Below are 18,219 nucleotides of genomic sequence, written 5' to 3' on the forward strand. Positions count from 1 at the left end.
CCGGACTATGTATCGGGCCATGAGCGAAACAGCTAAGCGGCCAGGCCGCTGGATCGACCTTGCCAATCCCACGCGCTTTCTCGACCTGAGTGGACGGTTGATGCCGTGGCTTGCCGGTTTGTCGGCGCTGACGCTCGCGGCAGGGCTCTATCTGGCCTTCACCGCGCCGGAAGACTTCCAGCAGGGTATCACCGTCCGCATCATGTACATCCACGTGCCATTCGCCTGGCTCGCCATGATGTGCTACTCGCTGATGGCGCTATCGGCACTGGGAACCCTGGTGTGGCGCCATCCACTCGCCGACGTGTCGCTGAAGGCGGCCGCCCCGATCGGCGCGGTCTTCACCGCACTGGCGCTCGTGACCGGCTCGATCTGGGGCAAGCCGATGTGGGGTGCATGGTGGGTCTGGGACGCCAGGCTGACATCGGTCTTCGTGCTCTTCCTGATGTATCTGGGCATCATCGCGCTGACCCGGGCGCTTGATGACCCGGCGCGCGCGGCGCGCGCCGCCGCGATCATTACGCTGGTCGGTTTCATCAACATCCCGATCATCAAGTTCTCGGTCGACTGGTGGAACACGCTGCACCAGCCCGCCTCGGTTATGCGGCTCGACGGCCCGACCATCCATCCGAGCCTGCTCTGGCCGCTTCTGGTCATGGCGCTCGGGTTCACGCTGCTGTTCTTCGCGCTGCACCTGTCGGCGATGCGCACCGAGATACTGCGCCGGCGGGTGATGGCGATGCGCTACGTCGCGGCACGCCGTGCGGAGCGAAAGCCTGCGTGAAAACAGCGAGTTGAAAGGGCGCCTTGAATCGGCGCGGCAACTTGCGGCGGATCAGAACGCCTTGAAGGTCAGCGTCGTCAATGAGCGGACGATGCCTGGCACGTTGGCGATATTCTCGTTGATGAATTTGCCGATGTCGACCTCATCCTCGATGTAAATCTTCATCAAGAGGTCGTACTCGCCGCTGGTCGAGTACAGTTCGGACGCCACCTCGCGCTCGAAGATATGATCGGCGACCGCATAGGTCTGGCCGGGAGCGCATTGCAACTGGACGAATACCGCTTTCATCGAACCTCCGGGATTTCTCCCGACCTTTACACCGCCAGCAGCGTTCTCACCAGCGGATGATTGGCGTCCATGAGGCCGTCTATGACATCGAAATGATGCCTGCCCGGCTCCTCGATGCTCGAAAGGCGCACATCGAAGCTGCTCCACAGATTGCCGAGAAGGCCGTTCTGGCGCAGGAACTCCGGCCGCTCGGCGGACCCGACCCATGAGGTCAGGTCGATGCCGTCCAGCGGCTCGAGCAGCGCCGGGCTTTCGGCCCGCGCCTCGGCCAGATCGAGCCGCAATGTCTCGTTCATCTTCGTGTTCATCAGCGGCCGCAAATCGTGCAGGCCCGAGATGGAGACGGTTTTCTTGATGCGGGAACCCACCGCTTGCGGAAGCGGGGTGGTGGTGCACAGCATCCGGGTGACGAGATGGCCGCCCGCGGAATGGCCGGCGAGATGGATCGGCCCGGCGACATCGCTCGCCGCCATCGCGATCGCTGCTCCCACCTGCCGGGTGATGTCAGGGATGCGCGCCTCGGGACAGAGGACGTAGCCCGGCATGGCGACGGCGAAACCCTGATCGAGCGAGCCCCTGGCCAGATGCGACCAGAAGGACTTGTCGAAGTTCATCCAGTAGCCGCCGTGGACGAAAACCATCAGGCCTTTGGGCTCGCCTGCCGGCAGGAAGAGGTCGTAGCGGTTGCGCTCGTGCGGCCCGTAGGGGACGTCGCGGCGCAGACGGCCGGTCTCCGCCATCTCGTCGCGGAAGGCGGCGGCCAGCGCCTGCCACTTGCCGGCAAAGCCGCTGCCGCCGGGAATGTAGGCGGAGTTGGTGTAGGCGTCGTCCCAGTCCGAAATCATATTTGTCATCATTAGCCCACGTTGTGCAGCGGATCGGAATTGGCCATGGATGGCCCGCCGATGCAAGGCCGCACCGCCGCCCCCGATTAATTTCAAGCTTGAAATTTCAAGCTTGAAATTATCTGTGCCCGATGCCATCCTTCTCCTGGAAGGAGAAGAGGCCTGATGAGGATCGCCTGCCTGGGTGGAGGGCCTGCCGGCCTGTATTTCGCCATCAGCATGAAGCTGCGCGACCCGGCGGCCGAGGTCGTCGTCGTCGAGCGCAACCGGCCCGACGACACGTTCGGCTGGGGCGTGGTGCTTTCCGACGAAACCCTCACCAACCTCGCAGCCAACGACGCGGTCAGCGCCGCGGCGATCCGTTCGTATTTCGCCTATTGGGACGACATCGCGGTCCATTTCAAGGGAACGAAGACGGTTTCGACCGGCCATGGTTTCTGCGGCATCGGCCGCAAGCAGCTCCTGCTGCTGCTGCAGGCGCGGGCGCGGGAACTGGGCGTCGAGCTGCGCTTCGAAACCAATGTGGAAAACGTCTGCAAGTATGCAGAGGAGTATGATCTCGTCGTCGCTGCGGACGGTCTGAACTCGCGCGCCCGGACGGAATTCGCGGAAAAATTCGAGCCCGAGATCGACGTACGCACCTGCAAATTCGTATGGCTCGGCACGCACCAGAAGTTCGACGACGCCTTCACCTTCATCTTCGAAGAGACCGAGCACGGCTGGGTCTGGGCGCACGCCTATCAGTTCGACAAGGACACGGCGACGTTCATCGTCGAGTGCAGCGCCGCCACCTGGGAGAAATTCGGCTTCGGCGAGAAGAGCCAGCAGGAAACCAACCGCATCTGCGAGCGTATCTTCGCAAAATATCTCGGCGGCCACGAATTGATGACCAACGCCAACCACATCCGTGGTTCGGCCTGGCTCTCTTTCCCGCGCGTGCTCTGCAAGCGCTGGTCCTACCGGAACGTTGCGCTGCTCGGCGATGCGGCAGCGACCGCGCATTTCTCGATCGGCTCGGGCACCAAGCTGGCGCTCGAAAGCGCGATCGCGCTCGCCGAACTGGTCAACGCTGAGCCGACGCTTGAAGCCGCTTTCGCCCGCTACGAGGAGGAGCGCCGCACCGAGGTGCTGCGCCTGCAATCGGCGGCGCGCAATTCGCTGGAGTGGTTCGAGGATGTCGAGCGCTATTTCGATCTCGATCCGGTCCAGTTCAATTATTCGCTGCTGACCCGCTCGCAACGCATCAGCCACGAAAATCTGCGGCTGCGCGACAAGGCCTGGCTGGAAAGCGCCGAACAATGGTTCCAGGATCGGGCCGGCGCCCCGGCGGGAACGCGGCGGGCTCCGATGTTCGCGCCGTTCAGGCTGCGCGACCTGGAACTCAGGAACCGCGTCGTGGTGTCGCCGATGGCGCAGTACAAGGCCGTCGATGGAACCCCGACGGATTGGCATCTGGTGCATTACGGCGAACGCGCCAAGGGCGGCGCCGGCCTTGTCTATACCGAGATGACCTGCGTCAGCCCGGAGGGACGGATCACGCCGGGCTGCACGGGTTTCTATGCGCCCGAGCACGAGATAGCGTGGAAGCGCATCGTCGATTTCGTGCACTCGGAGACGCATGCGAAGATTTGCGCCCAGATCGGCCATTCCGGGTGCAAGGGCTCGACGAAACTCGGCTGGGAGGGCGCCGACCAGCCGCTCGACGACGGCAACTGGCCGGTCATGTCCGTCTCCGACGTCCCGTGGTCAGCCGGAAACCAGACGCCGCGGGCGATGACCCGCGCCGATATGGATCTGGTGCGCGACCAGTTCGTCGCCTCGGCCGAAATGGCCGACCGCGCCGGTTTCGACATGCTGGAGATCCATGCCGCCCACGGCTATCTCCTGTCCTCCTTCATCACGCCGCTCACCAACAACCGCACCGACGAATATGGCGGCTCGCTCGAAAATCGCATGCGTTATCCGCTGGAGATCTACCACGCGGTGCGCGAGGTCTGGCCAGCCGGAAAGCCGATCTCCGTGCGTATCTCCGCCAACGACTGGGTCGGCGACGAGGGCGTTACGCCGCGCGAAGCGGTCGAGATCGCAAAGATGCTGCAGGAGGCCGGCGTCGACATTTGCGATGTGTCGGCAGGCCAGACCTCGACGCTTGCCCGTCCCGTCTATGGTCGTATGTTCCAGACGCCGTTCTCCGACCGCATCCGCAATGAAACCGGCATGGCGACCATGGCGGTGGGCAACATCTACGAGCCGGATCACGTCAACTCGATCCTGCTTGCCGGGCGGGCGGACCTTGTCTGCCTGGCGCGGCCGCATCTGACCGATCCGTACTGGACGTTGCGCGCTGCCGCCAAATTCGGCGACACCGGCGAGCCGTGGCCAGATCCGTATCTGCCTGGACGCGACCAGTTGCTTCGACTCGCCGAGCGCGCCGCCGAAATGGCCGCACAGGACCGCGTGGTATGAGCGATCTTTCCAGACAGCGCGCATTGGTGACCGGCGGCGGCTCCGGGCTGGGCACCGCTATCGCGCGTAGGCTTGCCGAGGCGGGCGTGTCGGTCATCGTTTCGGGCCGGCGGATGGAGCCGCTTATGGAAACCGCGGCCGGGTCGGACCGGATCAGCGCAATTACCGCCGACATGACCGACGAGGCATCGGTGCGCGGGCTGTTCGAGCGCATCGCCGCGGAGCATGGCGATCTTGACATCGTCGTCGCCAATGCCGGCACGGCCGAAAGCGCGCCCTTCCACCGGACCGGCCTGGACCTGTGGAAGAAGATGCTCGACGTAAATCTGACCGGCGTCTTTCTCACGTTCCAGAATGCTCTGCCTGGCATGGTGAAGCGCAAGCAGGGCCGCCTGATCGCCGTCGCCTCGACTGCAGGGTTGAAAGGTTATCCCTATGTGTCGGCCTACAGCGCCGCCAAGCATGGCGTTGTCGGACTGACGAAATCGTTGGCGCTGGAACTCGCCGAAACCGGCATAACCGTGAACGCGGTCTGCCCCGGCTTCACGCTGACGCCGATGCTGGAGCGTTCGATCGAGACCATCGTGCAGAAGACCGGCAAGGACCGCGACGAAGCGATCGCCGCATTGGCTGGCGCAAACCCGCAGAAACGGTTCGTGCGGCCGGAGGAGGTCGCCGAGACCGTGCTGTTTCTCTGCGGGCCGAATGCGGCGGCGATCACCGGCCAGGCTATTTCCATCTCGGGGGCGAAGTATGACGATCCAGCAAAACCCGACTTCTGCCCCCTGCATGACAAAGCAGCGGCTGCGGGTATGGCTGCGGATGCTCAAGGCGACCAAGCTGGTCGAGGCGACTGTGCGGGAGAATCTGCGCGTCGAATTCGACACCACGCTGCCGCGCTTCGACGTGCTGGCCGCGCTCTATCGGTTTGAGGACGGCCTGAAGATGAGCGAGCTTTCGACGGCGCTGCGGGTCTCCAACGGCAACGTCACCGGCATTGTAGAGCGGCTCGTCGCCGACGGGCTGGTGCTGCGGATACCGGTTGCCGGAGACAAGCGCGCAACGCTGGTAAGGCTGACCAAAAAGGGCCGCGAAACCTTCGCCCGCATGGCCGAGGCGCATGCCGGCTGGGTGAACGGCATTCTGGGTGACCTGTCCGACGAGGACTGCGAACAGGCGATCGGTATTTTGGAAACCGTCGGCAGATCGCCGAAGCTTACCGCGAAGGTGGACGCCAATGACTGACATGGCAGGGTACAAGGCGAAGCATTTTCGCTGGCGGGCGCAAGACGGCATCGCCGTCATCACGCTCGACCGGCCGGAGCGCAAGAACCCGCTGACCTTCGACAGCTACGCCGAGCTTCGCGACTGCTTCCGCGCTCTGGCCTACGCCGACGACATCAAGGCGGTGGTGTTCGGCTCGAATGGCGGCAATTTCTGCTCGGGCGGCGATGTCCACGACATTATCGGCCCGCTGCTGAAAAAGGACATGAAAGGCCTGCTGGCCTTCACCCGCATGACCGGCGACCTGATCAAGGCGATGATCAATTGCGGCAAGCCGATCATTGCCGCTGTCGACGGCGTCTGCGTCGGCGCCGGCGCGATCATCGCCATGGCTTCCGATTTGCGCGTCGCCACACCGGAGGCAAAGACGGCATTCCTGTTCACCCGCGTCGGCCTCGCCGGCTGCGACATGGGCGCCTGCGCCATCCTTCCCCGCATCATTGGCCAGGGCCGCGCAGCCGAACTCCTCTATACCGGCAGGACCATGTCGGCCGAGGAAGGCGAGCGCTGGGGGTTTTTCAACCGGGTCGTCGAGCAGGCGGCGCTTGATAATAGAGGCGCTGGCGCTGGCGAAGCGTTTAGCCGAAGGCCCGAATTTCGGGCATATGATGACCAAGACCATGCTCAATCAGGAATGGTCGATGTCGATAGAGCAGGCCATCGAGGCGGAAGCGCAGGCGCAGGCGATCTGCATGCAGACGCTGGACTTCAAGCGCGCCTACGATGCCTTCGTCGCCCACCAGAAACCTGTTTTCCAGGGCGACTGACATGGCCGATCGCAGCTTTCTCGCCTGGCCCTTTTTCGAGGATCGCCACCGTGCGTTGGCGGAGGCGCTGGAAGGCTGGGCATCGACCAATCTGGTGCATGTCGACCACAGCGATGTCGACCAGGCCTGCCGCGATCTGGTGGCGAAACTGGGGGAGGGCGGTTGGCTCAGCCATTCGGCTGTCGACCCAGACAATGCGGATTCAAAGCTGGACGTGCGCAGCCTCTGCATCATCCGCGAGACGCTGGCGCGCCATGACGGGCTTGCCGATTTCGCCTTCGCCATGCAGGGCCTCGGCACAGGCGCGCTGTCGCTGTTCGGCACGGCCGGGCAGAAGCGCGAATGGCTGACAAGGACGCGGCGCGGCAAGGCGCTGTCCGCGTTCGCGCTGAGCGAGCCGAAGTCCGGCTCCGACGTCGCCCATCTCGATTTGGCCGCCACCGTCGATGGCGACTCCTATGTCCTCAACGGCGAAAAGACCTGGATATCGAACGGCGGCATTGCCGATGTCTACACCGTCTTCGCCCGCACTGGCGAAGGGCCGGGCGCCAAGGGCATTTCGGCCTTCATAGTGCCGGCCGATGCGCCGGGCCTGTCGGTCGCCGAGCGGCTCGAAGTGATCGCGCCGCATCCCCTGGCGCGGCTGTCCTTCGAAAACTGCCGAGTTCCCCGCACCGCCATGATCGGCGCGCCGGGGCAGGGCTTTCGCATCGCGATGTCGGTGCTCGACGTGTTCCGCCCGACCGTAGCCGCCGCTGCCCTGGGCTTTGCGCGCCGCGCGCTCGACGAATCCGTTTCCCGCGCGACATCGCGCGAATTGTTCGGCGCGCCGATGGCCGAATTGCAGATGGTCCAGGGCCATATCGCCGACATGGCGCTCGACATCGACGCCGCCGCACTGCTGGTCTACCGCGCCGCATGGCTGAAGGATTCGGGCGCTGCCCGCATCAGCCGCGAGGCCGCGATGGCGAAGCTCTTTTCCACCGACCGCGCCCAGAGCGTCATCGACAAGGCCGTGCAGATCCATGGCGGCGACGGTGTGCGCAAGGGCAGCATCGTCGAACGCCTCTATCGCGAAATCCGCGCGCTGCGGATCTACGAAGGCGCGTCGGACGTTCAAAAAATCATCATCGCCAGACAGGTCATTGCGGGGAACTGAGATGCTGGGACCATCGGCGCATATCGACACATTCACGCGGGACAACCTGCCGCCGCAGAGCCAGTGGCCGGATTTCCTGCTCGACGGCTTCGACTATCCAGAGCGGCTGAACGCCGCCGTCGAGCTGACCGACGCCATGGTCGCCAAGGGCTTTGGCGACAACACCGCGCTCATCGGCAATGGTCGCCGCCGGACCTACAAGGAACTGGCCGACTGGTCGAACCGCATTGCCCATGCGCTGGTCGAAAATTACGGCGTAAAGCCCGGAAATCGCGTGCTGATCCGCTCCGCCAACAATCCGGCGATGGTCGCCTGCTGGCTCGGAGCCACCAAGGCCGGCGCGGTCGTGGTCAACACCATGCCGATGCTGCGGGCAGGCGAACTCGGCCAGATCGTCGACAAGGCCGAGATCCAATTCGCGCTCTGCGACACGCGCATCAAGGACGAGCTGATCGCCTGCGGCAAGGCGAGCCGCTTCCTGAAGACCATCATCGGCTTCGATGGCACCGCCAACCACGACGCCGAACTCGACCGCATCGCTCTCAACAAGCCGGTGAAATTCGAGGCGGTACCGACAGGCCGCGACGATGTCGCGCTGCTCGGCTTCACCTCCGGCACCACTGGCGAACCCAAGGCGACGATGCATTTCCATCGCGACCTCCTGATCATCGCCGACGCCTATGCCAAGGAAGTGCTCGCCGTCAGGCCCGACGACGTGTTCGTCGGCTCGCCGCCGCTCGCCTTCACCTTCGGGCTCGGCGGCCTGGCGATCTTCCCGCTGCGCTTCGGTGCGGCCGCGACCCTGCTGGAGCAGGCGACGCCGCCGAAGATGATCGAGATCATCGAAACCTACAAGGCGACGATAAGCTTCACCGCGCCGACCGCCTATCGCGTGATGCTGAACGCCATGGACGAGGGCGCGGATCTGAGTTCGCTGCGCATCGCCGTGTCGGCGGGAGAGACGCTTCCGGCGCCGATCTATGAAGAGTGGATGAAGAAGACCGGTAAGCCGATGCTCGACGGCATCGGGTCCACGGAAATGCTTCACATCTTCATTTCCAACCGGCTGGGCGATTCCGCGCCTGCGTCCACGGGCAAGCCGGTCACAGGCTACGAGGCGAAGGTCGTCGACGACGACATGGTCGAAAAACCGCGCGGCGAGATCGGCAAGCTTGCCGTGCGCGGACCAACGGGCTGCCGCTACCTCGCCGACCGCCGCCAGACGAAATATGTGCGCGACGGCTGGAACCTCACCGGGGATTCGTTCTGGCAGGACGAGGACGGCTATTTCCACTTCGCCGCCCGCTCCGACGACATGATCATCTCATCGGGCTACAACATCGCCGGTCCCGAGGTGGAGGCGGCGCTGCTGACCCACGCTTTCGTCAGCGAATGCGCCGTCATCGGGGTGGAAGACGGGGAGCGCGGACAAATTGTGCAGGCGCATATCGTGTTGGCCGCCGATATCGCGCCGGACGCCGCGACGGTGAAGGCGCTGCAGGACCACGTCAAGGCGGCCATCGCGCCGTACAAATACCCGCGCTCGATAAAATTCATCGAGGCCCTGCCGAAGACCCCGACCGGCAAGATCCAGCGTTTCGTGCTCAAGGCCAAGGCTTCGAAATGACCGACGACATCTTCGCCCGGACGCGCGCGCTGTTCGAACTGCCGGAAGGCGTCGTCTATCTCGACGGCAATTCGCTCGGGCCGCTGCCTTCCGGGGCCCGTCAACGGGTGTTGAGCGAGATCGACATCGGCTGGGGCGAGCGCCTGATCCGCGGCTGGAACGAGTCCGGCTGGATCGATCTCCCCGATACCGTCGGCAATAAGATCGCCCGGCTGATCGGCGCTCCGCCAGGGACCGTGATAGCGGGCGATTCCACGTCGGTGAACCTTTTCAAGGCGTTGACGGGCGCTCTTTCGCTCAAACCCGAACGCCGCGTGGTGCTGTCGGATACGGGCAATTTCCCGACCGATCTTTATGTGGCGCAGGTGGCGATCCGCGCGCTTGGCCAGGGCCATGAACTGAAGGTCGTCGATCCGTCACGTGTCGCGGAGGCAATCGACGACAGTGTCGCCGTGCTGATGTTGACCGAAGTCGACTATGGCACCGGCCGTCTCCACGACATGAATGCGCTGACCGCGAAGGCCCATTCGGCCGGCGTTCTCACCATCTGGGACCTCTGCCATTCCGCCGGCGCGCTGCCGGTCGACGTGGGCGCGGCGGGAGCGGATTTCGCGGTCGGCTGCGGCTATAAATATCTGAACGGCGGGCCGGGCGCGCCGGCCTTCATCTATGTGAGGCCCGAGACCGGCGACAGAGCGGACCCTGCTCTGGCCGGCTGGATGGGCCACGAGGCGCCCTTCGTGTTCGATCCCGTCTATCGGCCAGGTGCCGGGATCAGCCGAATGCGCGTCGGCACGCCTCCCATTCTTTCCATGGCGGCGCTCGATGCGGCGCTCGATGTCTGGGAAGGCGTTGATATGGCCGATGTCAGGAAGCGCTCGATCGTGCTTTCGGAGCGCTTCATCAAGGAGGTCGAGGCGCGCTGCCCGGAACTCGAACTGGCGTCGCCGCGCGACCCGTCGGTGCGGGGAAGCCAGGTCTCGTTCCGCTTCCGCGAAGGCTACGCCGCCATGCAGGCGCTGATCGCCAACGGCGTCATCGGCGACTTCCGCGCACCCGACATCATGCGCTTCGGCTTCACGCCGCTCTACATCAGCGGGGCGGATGTGGTGAAGGCGGCGCAAACGCTTGAGCGCGTCATGACCGAGAGGCTCTGGGACCGGTCGGAATACCGCATGCGCAGCAAAGTGACCTGAGCTAAAGGCTGGACCTTATTGAAAAGCTTGCTGGCTACCGAATTGGAGGTTGATTTATCCGAAGGGCTGGGGCTGGCTACAAAATACCCTATTTCCATATGTCTCAACGGCAACACGGGAGGAAAACACTCATGAAACGCATTACCAGGACAATATTCGCAACCGCCATGGTCGGCACGGCCATGCTGGCCGCTTCGGCCGCCAACGCCGACGTCAAGATCGGCTTCCTCGGCGGCTTCACCGGCCCGATCGAAAGCCTCGTGCCGCCGATCTTCGAGGGCGCCAAGCTGGCGGTCACCCAGGTCAACGACCAGGGCGGCATCCTCGACGGCCGAGAAGGTAACCGCGCTCGTCGGTCCGCTCTGCTCGGGCGAGACCATCGCGGCCGCCAACAATGCGGCCATTCCGGGCGGCGTCGTCATCGTCTCGCCGGCCGCGACCTCACCGGCCATCACGGCGCTGGACGACAAGGATCTGGTGTTCCGCACGACATCGTCCGACGCCTATAGCGGCGAGACGCTGGCCAGGATCCTGAAGGAAAAGGGCACCGACAATATCGCCATCACCTACGTCAACAACGACTACGGCAAGGGCTTCGCCGACGCGCTGGAAGAGTCGTTCAAGGAGCTCGGCGGCACCGTCGCGGCCAAGGAGGCGCATGAGGACGGCAAGGCCGACTACCGCGCTGAAATCGGCTCGCTGGCCTCGTCGGGCGCCGAGATGCTGGTGGTGCTGGCCTATGTCGACGGCTCCGGCCTGACCATCGTCCGGCAGGCGCTGGAAGGCGGCGACTTCTCGAAGTTCGCCGGCGGTGACGGCATGGTCGGCGACTCGCTCATCGCCAACATCGGCGAAGGCAAGCTCGACGGCATGATCGCCACCCGCATCGGCAATGCCACCGGCCCGGGCACCGAAGTCTACTCGCCCCTGGCGAAGGCCGCCGGTCTCGACCCGAACGCCAATTTCGGCGCCCAAGCCTATGATGCGGGTTTCCTGATCGCACTCGCCATCGAAAAGCTCGGCAAGGACACGCGTGACGGGCTTAGCGCCGCGCTGCGCGAAGTTGCCGCCGCGCCCGGCGAAGTCATCCTGCCGGGCGAGTGGGAAAAGGCCAAGAAGCTGATTGCCGAAGGCAAGGACATCAATTACGAGGGCGCCGCCGGCAGCCATGAGTTCGACGAGAAGGGCGACGTGCCGGGCAACGTCATCGAAATGGTCGTCGAGGGCAAGGGCTTCAAGGAAGTGGCGGCGGCCAACTAAACCTTTCACGAATTGGCGGGAGGCCGGGGTTGGCCTCCCGCCGCACGATGCGCAAGACGGCGCCGGCTTTGGGGGCTGGCGAGAAGCCGCTGTTGCATCCAAGACAAAGAAGATTGGCGGGTGGGGTGAATACACTCATCGAGGTCAGAAACGTCACGAAACGGTTCGGTAGCGTCGTGGCGGTCGACAATTGTTCGCTCAAGGTCGAGCGCGGCACGATTACCGGACTGATCGGCCCGAACGGGGCCGGCAAGACGACCATGTTCAACATGGTCGCCGGAGCCTTCGCGCCGACCTCGGGCACTATCCTGCTCGACGGCGAGGACGTTACCGGGCTTGCCGCGCACGAGTTGTATGAGCACGGCCTGTCGCGAACCTTTCAGATCGCGCAGGAATTTACGCATCTGACCGCGCTGGAAAACCTGATGGTCGTAACGGCCGGAAAGGGTGAGGAATCGTTCTTCGATGCCTGTTTTCGCCGCGGCAAAATCCACGCCGACGAGTTGGCCGCCCGGCGCAAGGCCCAGGAAATCCTGCAAATTCTGCGCCTTACCCATGTGAAGAACGAGCAGGCCGGCAATCTCTCCGGCGGCCAGAAGAAACTGCTGGAACTCGGCCGGGTGATGATGGCGGAGCCCCGGGTGGTGCTGCTCGACGAGGTCGCGGCCGGCGTCAACCGCACTCTGCTCAACGACCTGGCTTCGGTAGTGGAATCGCTCAACCGCGACAAGGGACTGACCTTCTTCGTCATTGAGCACGACATGGATCTGATCGCGCGGCTCTGCGATCCGGTCATCGTCATGGCGGCCGGATCGGTGATGGTGCAGGGGCCGATGGCCGAAATCCGCAAGAACCCGGAAGTCATCGAGGCCTATTTCGGCGGCGTGCCGGCGGAGCGCGCGTCATGAGCATCTTGAGCATGCGCGGCATCCATGCCGGCTATGGCGGCGCAAACATCCTGAACGGCGTGAGCATCGACATAGAGGCCCACGAGATCGGCGTCATCATCGGGCCGAACGGAGCGGGCAAGTCGACGACGCTGAAGGCGCTGTTCGGCCTGCTGACGGTCTCGGAAGGCAGCGTCACCTTCGACGGCGACGACGTCACCAACAACAACCCCGAGAAGCTGGTGCGGCGCGGCCTTTCCTTCGTACCGCAGGAGTTCAACGTCTTCCCGACCTTGTCTGTACGCGAAAACCTGGAAATGGGCGCCTATATCCGCCGCGACGATTTCCGGCCGCTGATCGAGAAGATCTTCGAATATTTCCCGCCGCTGCGCGACAAGCACCGCCAGCCTGCGGGCGAACTGTCGGGGGGCAGCGCCAGATGGTGGCCATCGGCCGCGCGCTGATGATGGAGCCTAAGCTGCTGCTGCTGGACGAACCGACCGCCGGCCTGTCGCCGCTCTACATGGGCGAGATTTTGGAGCGCGTCATCGCCATCAACGAGAGCGGCGTCGGTATATTGATGGTCGAGCAGAATGCGCGCCAGGCGCTGGCCATCGCCCACAAGGGTTTTGTCCTGGCCGGCGGAAGAAACTCCTTTACCGGCACCGGGCAGGCCCTACTCGACAATCCGGAAGTGGCCGAAAGCTTCCTCGGCGGGGGAGCACATTGATGGAAGATGTCGGCCTGCTGGCGGCAATGCCAATCAACGAGATCGTGTTCTTCATCAACAAGGTGGTCATCGCCGGGCTGATCATCGGCTCGGTTTACGCGCTCGGCGCGGTCGGCATGACCCTGGTTTCGGGCATATTGCGCTTCGCCAATTTCGCGCACGGCGACATCATGACGCTCGGCGCCTTCGTGGCTTTCGTGCTGACCATGCTCATGCCCGGCCTCGGCGCGCTGGTCGGCCTGCCCACCGCCTTCGTGGTGATGCCGCTGGCAATGGTCGTCACCGCCGCCGTGACGATCTTCCTGGACAAGAGTTTCTACGCGCCGCTGAGGACCGTCGGCTACAAGCCGATCACGCTGGTCATCGCCTCCTTCGGCGTCATGCTGATGCTGCAGGGTGTGATCCGGCTCTTCTTCGGAACCGCGCCGCGCCAGATGTATGTCGCAGCCAAGGACATCTATCGCATCCCGTTCGACGGCCGCGACATCATCATGACCGAACCGCAGCTGCTGCTGATCGTCTTCACGATCGTCAGCGTAGTCGCGCTGCATCTGTTCCTGACGCGCTCGCGCACCGGCAAGGCGATGCGGGCGATGTCAGACAATGCCGATCTGGCGCGCATTTCCGGCATCAGCACCGGCCATGTCGTGCGCACGACATGGATCATCGCCGGCAGCCTGGCGGCGGCGGCCGGAACGCTGCTCGCCATGGATGTCAGCCTTAAGCCCGATCTGAGCTTCAACCTGCTGCTGCCGATCGTCGCCGCCATGATCGTCGGCGGGGTTGGGCAGCCCTATGGCGCCATCAGCGGCGGGCTGCTGGTAGGTTTCACGGAGACGCTTTCCGTCTTCAACTGGGCGATCCTGCTGCGGCCGCTGAAGCCGCACCTGCCAGAATGGCTGGAGATCCCGGCCAACCTTGCCTTCGTGCCGACGGAGTACAAGCTGGTCGTGCCGTTCTTCATCCTCGTCGCCGTGCTGATCTGGCGGCCAAGCGGAATCTTCAAGGGGAGGGTGCTGTGATGCGGGCGGTCGATACTCGCGCGTTAGCACTTCTCGGCGGGCTGGTAATACTCGTGGCGCTGATCTTCGTCTGGCAGGGCAACGCCTATGGCGTTCGCATGCTGGCTGAGGCCGGTTGCCTCGCCATCGTGGCGCTGGGCTTGAACGTCCAGTGGGGCTATGCCGGTCTGTTCAACGCCGGCGTGATGGGCTTCATCGCCATCGCGGCGTTCACCAGCGTCTTGGTCTCGTTTCCGGTCAATCCCGCTTTCTGGGAATCCGAAGCGCCGGGCATGCTGCTTGTCACCGGCATCTATCTCGCCATAGGCGTCGCTGCCACGTATCTCGTCAGCCGCTCGGACCGGATCGGCGTGCCCAAGAAACTCCGCACGGTACTCACAGTCGGCGTCGCCGCCATTACTTACCTGACGGTGCAGAACACGCTCGGCCCCGCGGCGGAAATCATCGAGGAAGGCTCCAGTTTTGTAGGCGGCTTCGGCCTGCCGGCGCTGCTCGGATGGACCTTAGGCGGGCTCGTCGCCGGAGCGCTGGCCTGGGCGATCGGCCGCATCACGCTCGGCCTGCGGTCCGATTATCTGGCGATCGCCACGCTCGGCATCGCCGAGATCGTCAAGTCCTTCCTGAAGAACGCGGACTGGCTGACCAGGGGTACGCTGACGGCATCGCCGCTGCCGTGGCCGGTGCCGACGCCCAACGAGATCGGCTTCGTCGCCGCGCGCGCCGCCTATCTCAGCCTGACTGCGGTGCTGATCGTGACGATCTATATCCTTTTGCAGCGCGGCTGGGCTTCGCCATGGGGCCGGATGATGCGGGCCATCCGCGACAACGAAACCGCCGCCGAGGCGATCGGCAAGGACGTGAACCGCCGCCGGCTGGAGATGTTCGTGCTCGGCAATATCATTGTCGGCGTTGGCGGCGCGGCGCTTGTCAATTTCGGCGGGATTTTCGACCCGAGCGGCTTCAATCCCATCAACCACACCTTCCTGGTCCTGATCATGGTCGTTCTGGGCGGCTCGGGCAACAATCTCGGGACGATTTTCGGCGCGCTGCTGGTCTATGTCATCTGGACCATGTCGGAGCCCGCCGCATTGATCCTGTTCCGATACGGCGCAAGCTGGTTCCAGCAGATATTCGATATCGCGCCGCCCTCGGACCTGCCGACGCGTGCCCTGCAGATGCGGGTCTTCGTCATCGGGCTGACCATCATCCTCGTGCTGCGCTTCGCGCCCAAGGGCCTGCTGCCCGAAAAGGTGATGAAATACGAATAGCCCCGAAGCGAACCTCGCGCGACTTGGATTACGGCTGGCATTGCCATCATTGCCTGCCGCTCGGCGGCCAATGGAACATTCGCCATGCTTCCGCCTTGTATTGGTGGCCGCATCGGTCCCTGAAATGGTCAAGACGATAGAATGGGCACCCTGTCGATAGCGCTGGCCGTCCTGGCGGGCTTGGCGCTGTTTCTTTATCTTGCGGTCTATTCCTATGGCCGGTTCGCCCGCCACGAACAGGGCGAGCCATCCGTCAGCCTCGACGTTTCCGAAGGCCGGACGGCGCTCGATGCGGCGATTGCGCCGCTGCTCGAAAAACATCCTGGCGAAACCGGCCTGCAACTGCTCAGTGGAAACCTGCACGCTTTCGCCGTTCGCGCCGCGGCGGCGCGCAATGCCGGCCGAAGCCTCGACCTGCAATATTACTACTGGAAGGACGATCTGACCGGCAGACTGCTGGCCAACGAGGTTCTCATGGCCGCCGATCGCGGCGTGCGCGTGCGCCTGCTGCTCGACGACGTCAACGTCAGTGGCCGCGACGCCAATTATTGCGCGTTCGATGCGCATCCGAATATCGAGGTGCGGCTGTTCAACCCCTGCCGCAGCCGGGACGGCCCGTTTCGCCGCGGCCTGGAAATGCTGCTGCGCTACTACAGCGTGGTCAGGCGCATGCATAACAAGGCGTGGATCGTCGACGGACGGCTCGCCATCGTCGGCGGGCGCAACATTGGCGATGCCTATTTCGACGCCGCCGAAGCCTCGAATTTCCGCGATATGGATGTCCTGATGGTGGGGCCTGCGGTTCAGCAGACCGAAGCGATATTCGACGCCTACTGGAACAGCAGCGTCGTCATTCCCATCAAGATTCTTGCGGGCTCGCGCAGGGGCAATCTGCCGAAACTGCGCAAGGCGCTGCAGTCGTCGCCTTCACACGCCGCCGCCATTCCCTATCTGGGCCGCGTGCTGGAGGAAGAAGACGTCCAGGACATGCTGGCGGGCGTCCAGAAGCTGCACTGGACCGCCAGCGCGCGCGTCGTCTCCGACCCGCCGGAGAAAGCCTATGACGGAAAACGGGAGAACTGGCTGATAAAGGCCATCATGCCGGCCGTCGCCTCGGCGCGCAGCCGTGTCGAGATCGTGTCGCCCTACTTCATCCCCGGCGAGGACGGCGCAAACATATTGCTGAACCTTGCTGCGAAGGGCGTGAGTGTCTCCGTCCTCACCAATTCGCTGGCCGCGACCGACGTGTCGGCGGTCCACGGCGCCTATGCGCGCTACCGCAAGCGGTTGATAAAAGGCGGCATCCGGCTGTTCGAGCTTCGTCCGCGCGAGGCGCGGCAGGACATCTCTTTGTTCGGATCGAGCGGCGCCAGCCTCCACACCAAGGCATTCCTGGTCGACGATCGGACAGGCTTCGTCGGCTCGTTCAATTTCGACCCGCGCTCGGCCTCCCTCAACACGGAAATGGGCATCATGTTCGACCATGCCGAACTGGCGAGGGAGGTGCAGGCGGTGTTTGCGCAGGAGATGTCGCCTCGCAGAAGTTACCGCGTCGTGCTTGGAAACGGAGCCATAGGATGGGAGGATGGGCCAGTCGGCGCCGCGAAGCTTCTCGGGGCCGAGCCCGAGGCCAGCCTGCGGCGGCGGATGATTGCTATGCTGGTGGGTCTGTTGCCCATCGAGGAGCAGCTTTAGACCAACGTTCCAAGCGGTGAAAGGCACCGAATGCCACTCCGACGTTTTCGCTTCTTCGATCCGGTGCAGCTCGACTTGCTCAAGCGGGCGCCCCGCCGCCTCGGATCGATAAAGGCGCAGATCAAGAACCACATCCGCAACCAGCAACTCGCAGCCCGCGCCGCCGATCCGCACCGGCTGGGCGAGGCCGCGAGCCATCAGGTCACTGTCGCCTCTTACAACATCCACAAATGCCTGGGCGTCGACCGACGCTTCGACCCGAACCGCGTGGCGGCTGTCATCGCCGAGATCGACGCCGACGTGGTCGCGCTGCAGGAAGCCGACGAGCGCTTCGGCTTGAGGAGGGGCCTGCTGGACCTGCATGCGCTGGAACAGGCCACAGGGCTCACGCTGGTGCGCGCATCTCTTATGCCCAATAGCCATGGATGGCGGGGCAACGCCGTTCTGATCAAGACCGGCCGCGTGCGCAGCGTCACGCGGCTGGCGCTGCCGGGCGCGGAACCCCGTGGGGCGCTTGTGGTCGACCTGGAATTGCCTGCGGGCCCGCTACGGGTCGTGGCCACCCATCTCGGCCTCTTGCGGCGCGTGCGCCGCTGGCAGGTTCGCGCCATCGTCAACGCGGTCGACGACGGCGAGCGCATCCCGACGCTTCTGCTCGGCGATCTGAACGAATGGCGGCCCGGCCCGCGTTCGTCGCTGCATGAACTGAAGCCGCTTTTCGGCCCATTGGCCGCCGCGCCGATGAGCTTCCCGTCCTACTATCCGATGGTGGCGCTCGACCGGGTCATCGGAACGCCCGGACTGGTGACCGCGCTGGAAGTTCACCACACGCCCCTGTCGCAGATCGCTTCGGACCATCTGCCGCTCAAGGCGACGATCGACATACCGGCGGCGCTGGATGCACTCGGCGTCAGGCAGCCCGAAATGCAGCAGGGCTGATC

General features: G+C 64.2%; 13 protein-coding genes and 4 pseudogenes. 15 read left to right on the forward strand and 2 right to left on the reverse strand.

Going from position 1 to position 18,219, the window contains the following annotated elements; translation table 11 throughout:
- Window positions 1–19: 19 nt before the first annotated feature.
- On the forward strand, window positions 20–784 hold the full coding sequence (locus ACG873_RS07805) for a heme ABC transporter permease (protein WP_394891205.1): 765 nt from the start codon (window positions 20–22) through the stop codon (window positions 782–784).
- Between the two features lie 51 nt (window positions 785–835).
- On the opposite strand, the gene ACG873_RS07810 is transcribed toward ACG873_RS07805, so the two are convergent.
- Together ACG873_RS07810 and ACG873_RS07815 are read right to left on the reverse strand one after the other, a co-directional pair.
- Window positions 836–1,072, reverse strand: a complete 237-nt coding sequence (locus ACG873_RS07810; RefSeq protein WP_394891206.1) for an Lrp/AsnC ligand binding domain-containing protein — start codon at window positions 1,070–1,072, stop codon at window positions 836–838.
- A gap of 26 nt (window positions 1,073–1,098) precedes the next feature.
- Window positions 1,099–1,929, reverse strand: a complete 831-nt coding sequence (locus tag ACG873_RS07815) for an alpha/beta hydrolase (RefSeq protein WP_394891207.1) — start codon at window positions 1,927–1,929, stop codon at window positions 1,099–1,101.
- A 153-nt stretch (window positions 1,930–2,082) separates the two neighbouring features.
- Between ACG873_RS07815 and ACG873_RS07820 the strand changes: the two genes are divergently transcribed.
- From ACG873_RS07820 to ACG873_RS07885, 14 genes and pseudogenes are all read left to right on the forward strand, one after another.
- Window positions 2,083–4,383, forward strand: coding sequence for a bifunctional salicylyl-CoA 5-hydroxylase/oxidoreductase (locus ACG873_RS07820; protein ID WP_394891208.1), 2,301 nt, complete (start codon window positions 2,083–2,085; stop codon window positions 4,381–4,383).
- Window positions 4,380–5,135 (forward strand): annotated as a pseudogene (locus ACG873_RS07825) (SDR family NAD(P)-dependent oxidoreductase); the annotation flags it as partial. The gene ACG873_RS07820 and the pseudogene ACG873_RS07825, both read left to right, overlap by 4 nt.
- Before the next feature lies 1 nt (window position 5,136).
- The gene (locus ACG873_RS07830; RefSeq protein ID WP_394891209.1) at window positions 5,137–5,628 is read left to right on the forward strand and encodes a MarR family winged helix-turn-helix transcriptional regulator; all 492 of its coding nucleotides are present in this window, start codon (window positions 5,137–5,139) and stop codon (window positions 5,626–5,628) included.
- Window positions 5,621–6,434, forward strand: a pseudogene (locus tag ACG873_RS07835) (enoyl-CoA hydratase family protein). Before ACG873_RS07830 ends, ACG873_RS07835 begins: the two are co-directional and overlap by 8 nt.
- A 1-nt stretch (window position 6,435) precedes the next feature.
- A complete protein-coding gene (locus tag ACG873_RS07840; protein ID WP_394891210.1) occupies window positions 6,436–7,593 on the forward strand; it encodes an acyl-CoA dehydrogenase family protein in 1,158 nt (385 codons plus the stop codon).
- Window position 7,594: 1 nt separating this feature from the next.
- Window positions 7,595–9,220 (forward strand): AMP-binding protein, encoded by a 1,626-nt coding sequence (locus tag ACG873_RS07845; protein ID WP_394891211.1) that lies wholly within the window; start codon window positions 7,595–7,597, stop codon window positions 9,218–9,220.
- On the forward strand, window positions 9,217–10,416 hold the full coding sequence (gene kynU / locus ACG873_RS07850) for a kynureninase (protein WP_394891212.1): 1,200 nt from the start codon (window positions 9,217–9,219) through the stop codon (window positions 10,414–10,416). The genes ACG873_RS07845 and kynU overlap by 4 nt, the downstream gene beginning before the upstream one ends.
- A 357-nt stretch (window positions 10,417–10,773) precedes the next feature.
- Window positions 10,774–11,676: pseudogene (locus ACG873_RS07855) on the forward strand (ABC transporter substrate-binding protein); the annotation flags it as partial.
- 125 nt (window positions 11,677–11,801) lie between these two features.
- Window positions 11,802–12,584 (forward strand): ABC transporter ATP-binding protein, encoded by a 783-nt coding sequence (locus ACG873_RS07860; RefSeq protein ID WP_394891213.1) that lies wholly within the window; start codon window positions 11,802–11,804, stop codon window positions 12,582–12,584.
- Window positions 12,581–13,293: pseudogene (locus tag ACG873_RS07865) on the forward strand (ABC transporter ATP-binding protein). Before ACG873_RS07860 ends, ACG873_RS07865 begins: the two are co-directional and overlap by 4 nt.
- Window positions 13,293–14,315: a branched-chain amino acid ABC transporter permease gene (locus ACG873_RS07870; RefSeq protein ID WP_394891214.1), complete on the forward strand. Its 1,023-nt coding sequence runs from the start codon at window positions 13,293–13,295 to the stop codon at window positions 14,313–14,315. The pseudogene ACG873_RS07865 and the gene ACG873_RS07870 overlap by 1 nt, the downstream one beginning before the upstream one ends.
- Window positions 14,315–15,583 (forward strand): branched-chain amino acid ABC transporter permease, encoded by a 1,269-nt coding sequence (locus ACG873_RS07875; RefSeq protein WP_394891215.1) that lies wholly within the window; start codon window positions 14,315–14,317, stop codon window positions 15,581–15,583. The genes ACG873_RS07870 and ACG873_RS07875 overlap by 1 nt, the downstream gene beginning before the upstream one ends.
- Window positions 15,584–15,724: 141 nt before the next feature.
- Entirely contained in the window at window positions 15,725–17,278 is a 1,554-nt protein-coding gene (locus tag ACG873_RS07880; protein WP_394891216.1) for a phospholipase D family protein, read from the forward strand.
- A gap of 30 nt (window positions 17,279–17,308) precedes the next feature.
- The gene (locus tag ACG873_RS07885) at window positions 17,309–18,217 is read left to right on the forward strand and encodes an endonuclease/exonuclease/phosphatase family protein (RefSeq protein WP_394891217.1); all 909 of its coding nucleotides are present in this window, start codon (window positions 17,309–17,311) and stop codon (window positions 18,215–18,217) included.
- The last annotated feature ends 2 nt before the right edge of the window (window positions 18,218–18,219 follow it).

The organism is Allomesorhizobium aridi (assembly GCF_043769475.1).
Classification (GTDB): Bacteria; Pseudomonadota; Alphaproteobacteria; order Rhizobiales; family Rhizobiaceae; genus Allomesorhizobium.

Bases quoted from the DNA above. Each gene is read 5' to 3' on its own strand.
- ACG873_RS07880 (WP_394891216.1), top strand. From the start codon at position 15,725: ATGGGCACCCTGTCGATAGCGCTGGCCGTCCTGGCGGGCTTGGCGCTG.
- ACG873_RS07820 (WP_394891208.1), top strand. From the start codon at position 2,083: ATGAGGATCGCCTGCCTGGGTGGAGGGCCTGCCGGCCTGTATTTCGCC.
- ACG873_RS07845 (WP_394891211.1), top strand. From the start codon at position 7,595: ATGCTGGGACCATCGGCGCATATCGACACATTCACGCGGGACAACCTG.
- ACG873_RS07810 (WP_394891206.1), bottom strand. From the start codon at position 1,072: ATGAAAGCGGTATTCGTCCAGTTGCAATGCGCTCCCGGCCAGACCTAT.
- kynU (WP_394891212.1), top strand. From the start codon at position 9,217: ATGACCGACGACATCTTCGCCCGGACGCGCGCGCTGTTCGAACTGCCG.
- ACG873_RS07830 (WP_394891209.1), top strand. From the start codon at position 5,137: ATGACGATCCAGCAAAACCCGACTTCTGCCCCCTGCATGACAAAGCAG.
- ACG873_RS07840 (WP_394891210.1), top strand. From the start codon at position 6,436: ATGGCCGATCGCAGCTTTCTCGCCTGGCCCTTTTTCGAGGATCGCCAC.
- ACG873_RS07875 (WP_394891215.1), top strand. From the start codon at position 14,315: ATGCGGGCGGTCGATACTCGCGCGTTAGCACTTCTCGGCGGGCTGGTA.
- ACG873_RS07805 (WP_394891205.1), top strand. From the start codon at position 20: ATGAGCGAAACAGCTAAGCGGCCAGGCCGCTGGATCGACCTTGCCAAT.
- ACG873_RS07885 (WP_394891217.1), top strand. From the start codon at position 17,309: ATGCCACTCCGACGTTTTCGCTTCTTCGATCCGGTGCAGCTCGACTTG.
- ACG873_RS07815 (WP_394891207.1), bottom strand. From the start codon at position 1,929: ATGATGACAAATATGATTTCGGACTGGGACGACGCCTACACCAACTCC.
- ACG873_RS07870 (WP_394891214.1), top strand. From the start codon at position 13,293: ATGGAAGATGTCGGCCTGCTGGCGGCAATGCCAATCAACGAGATCGTG.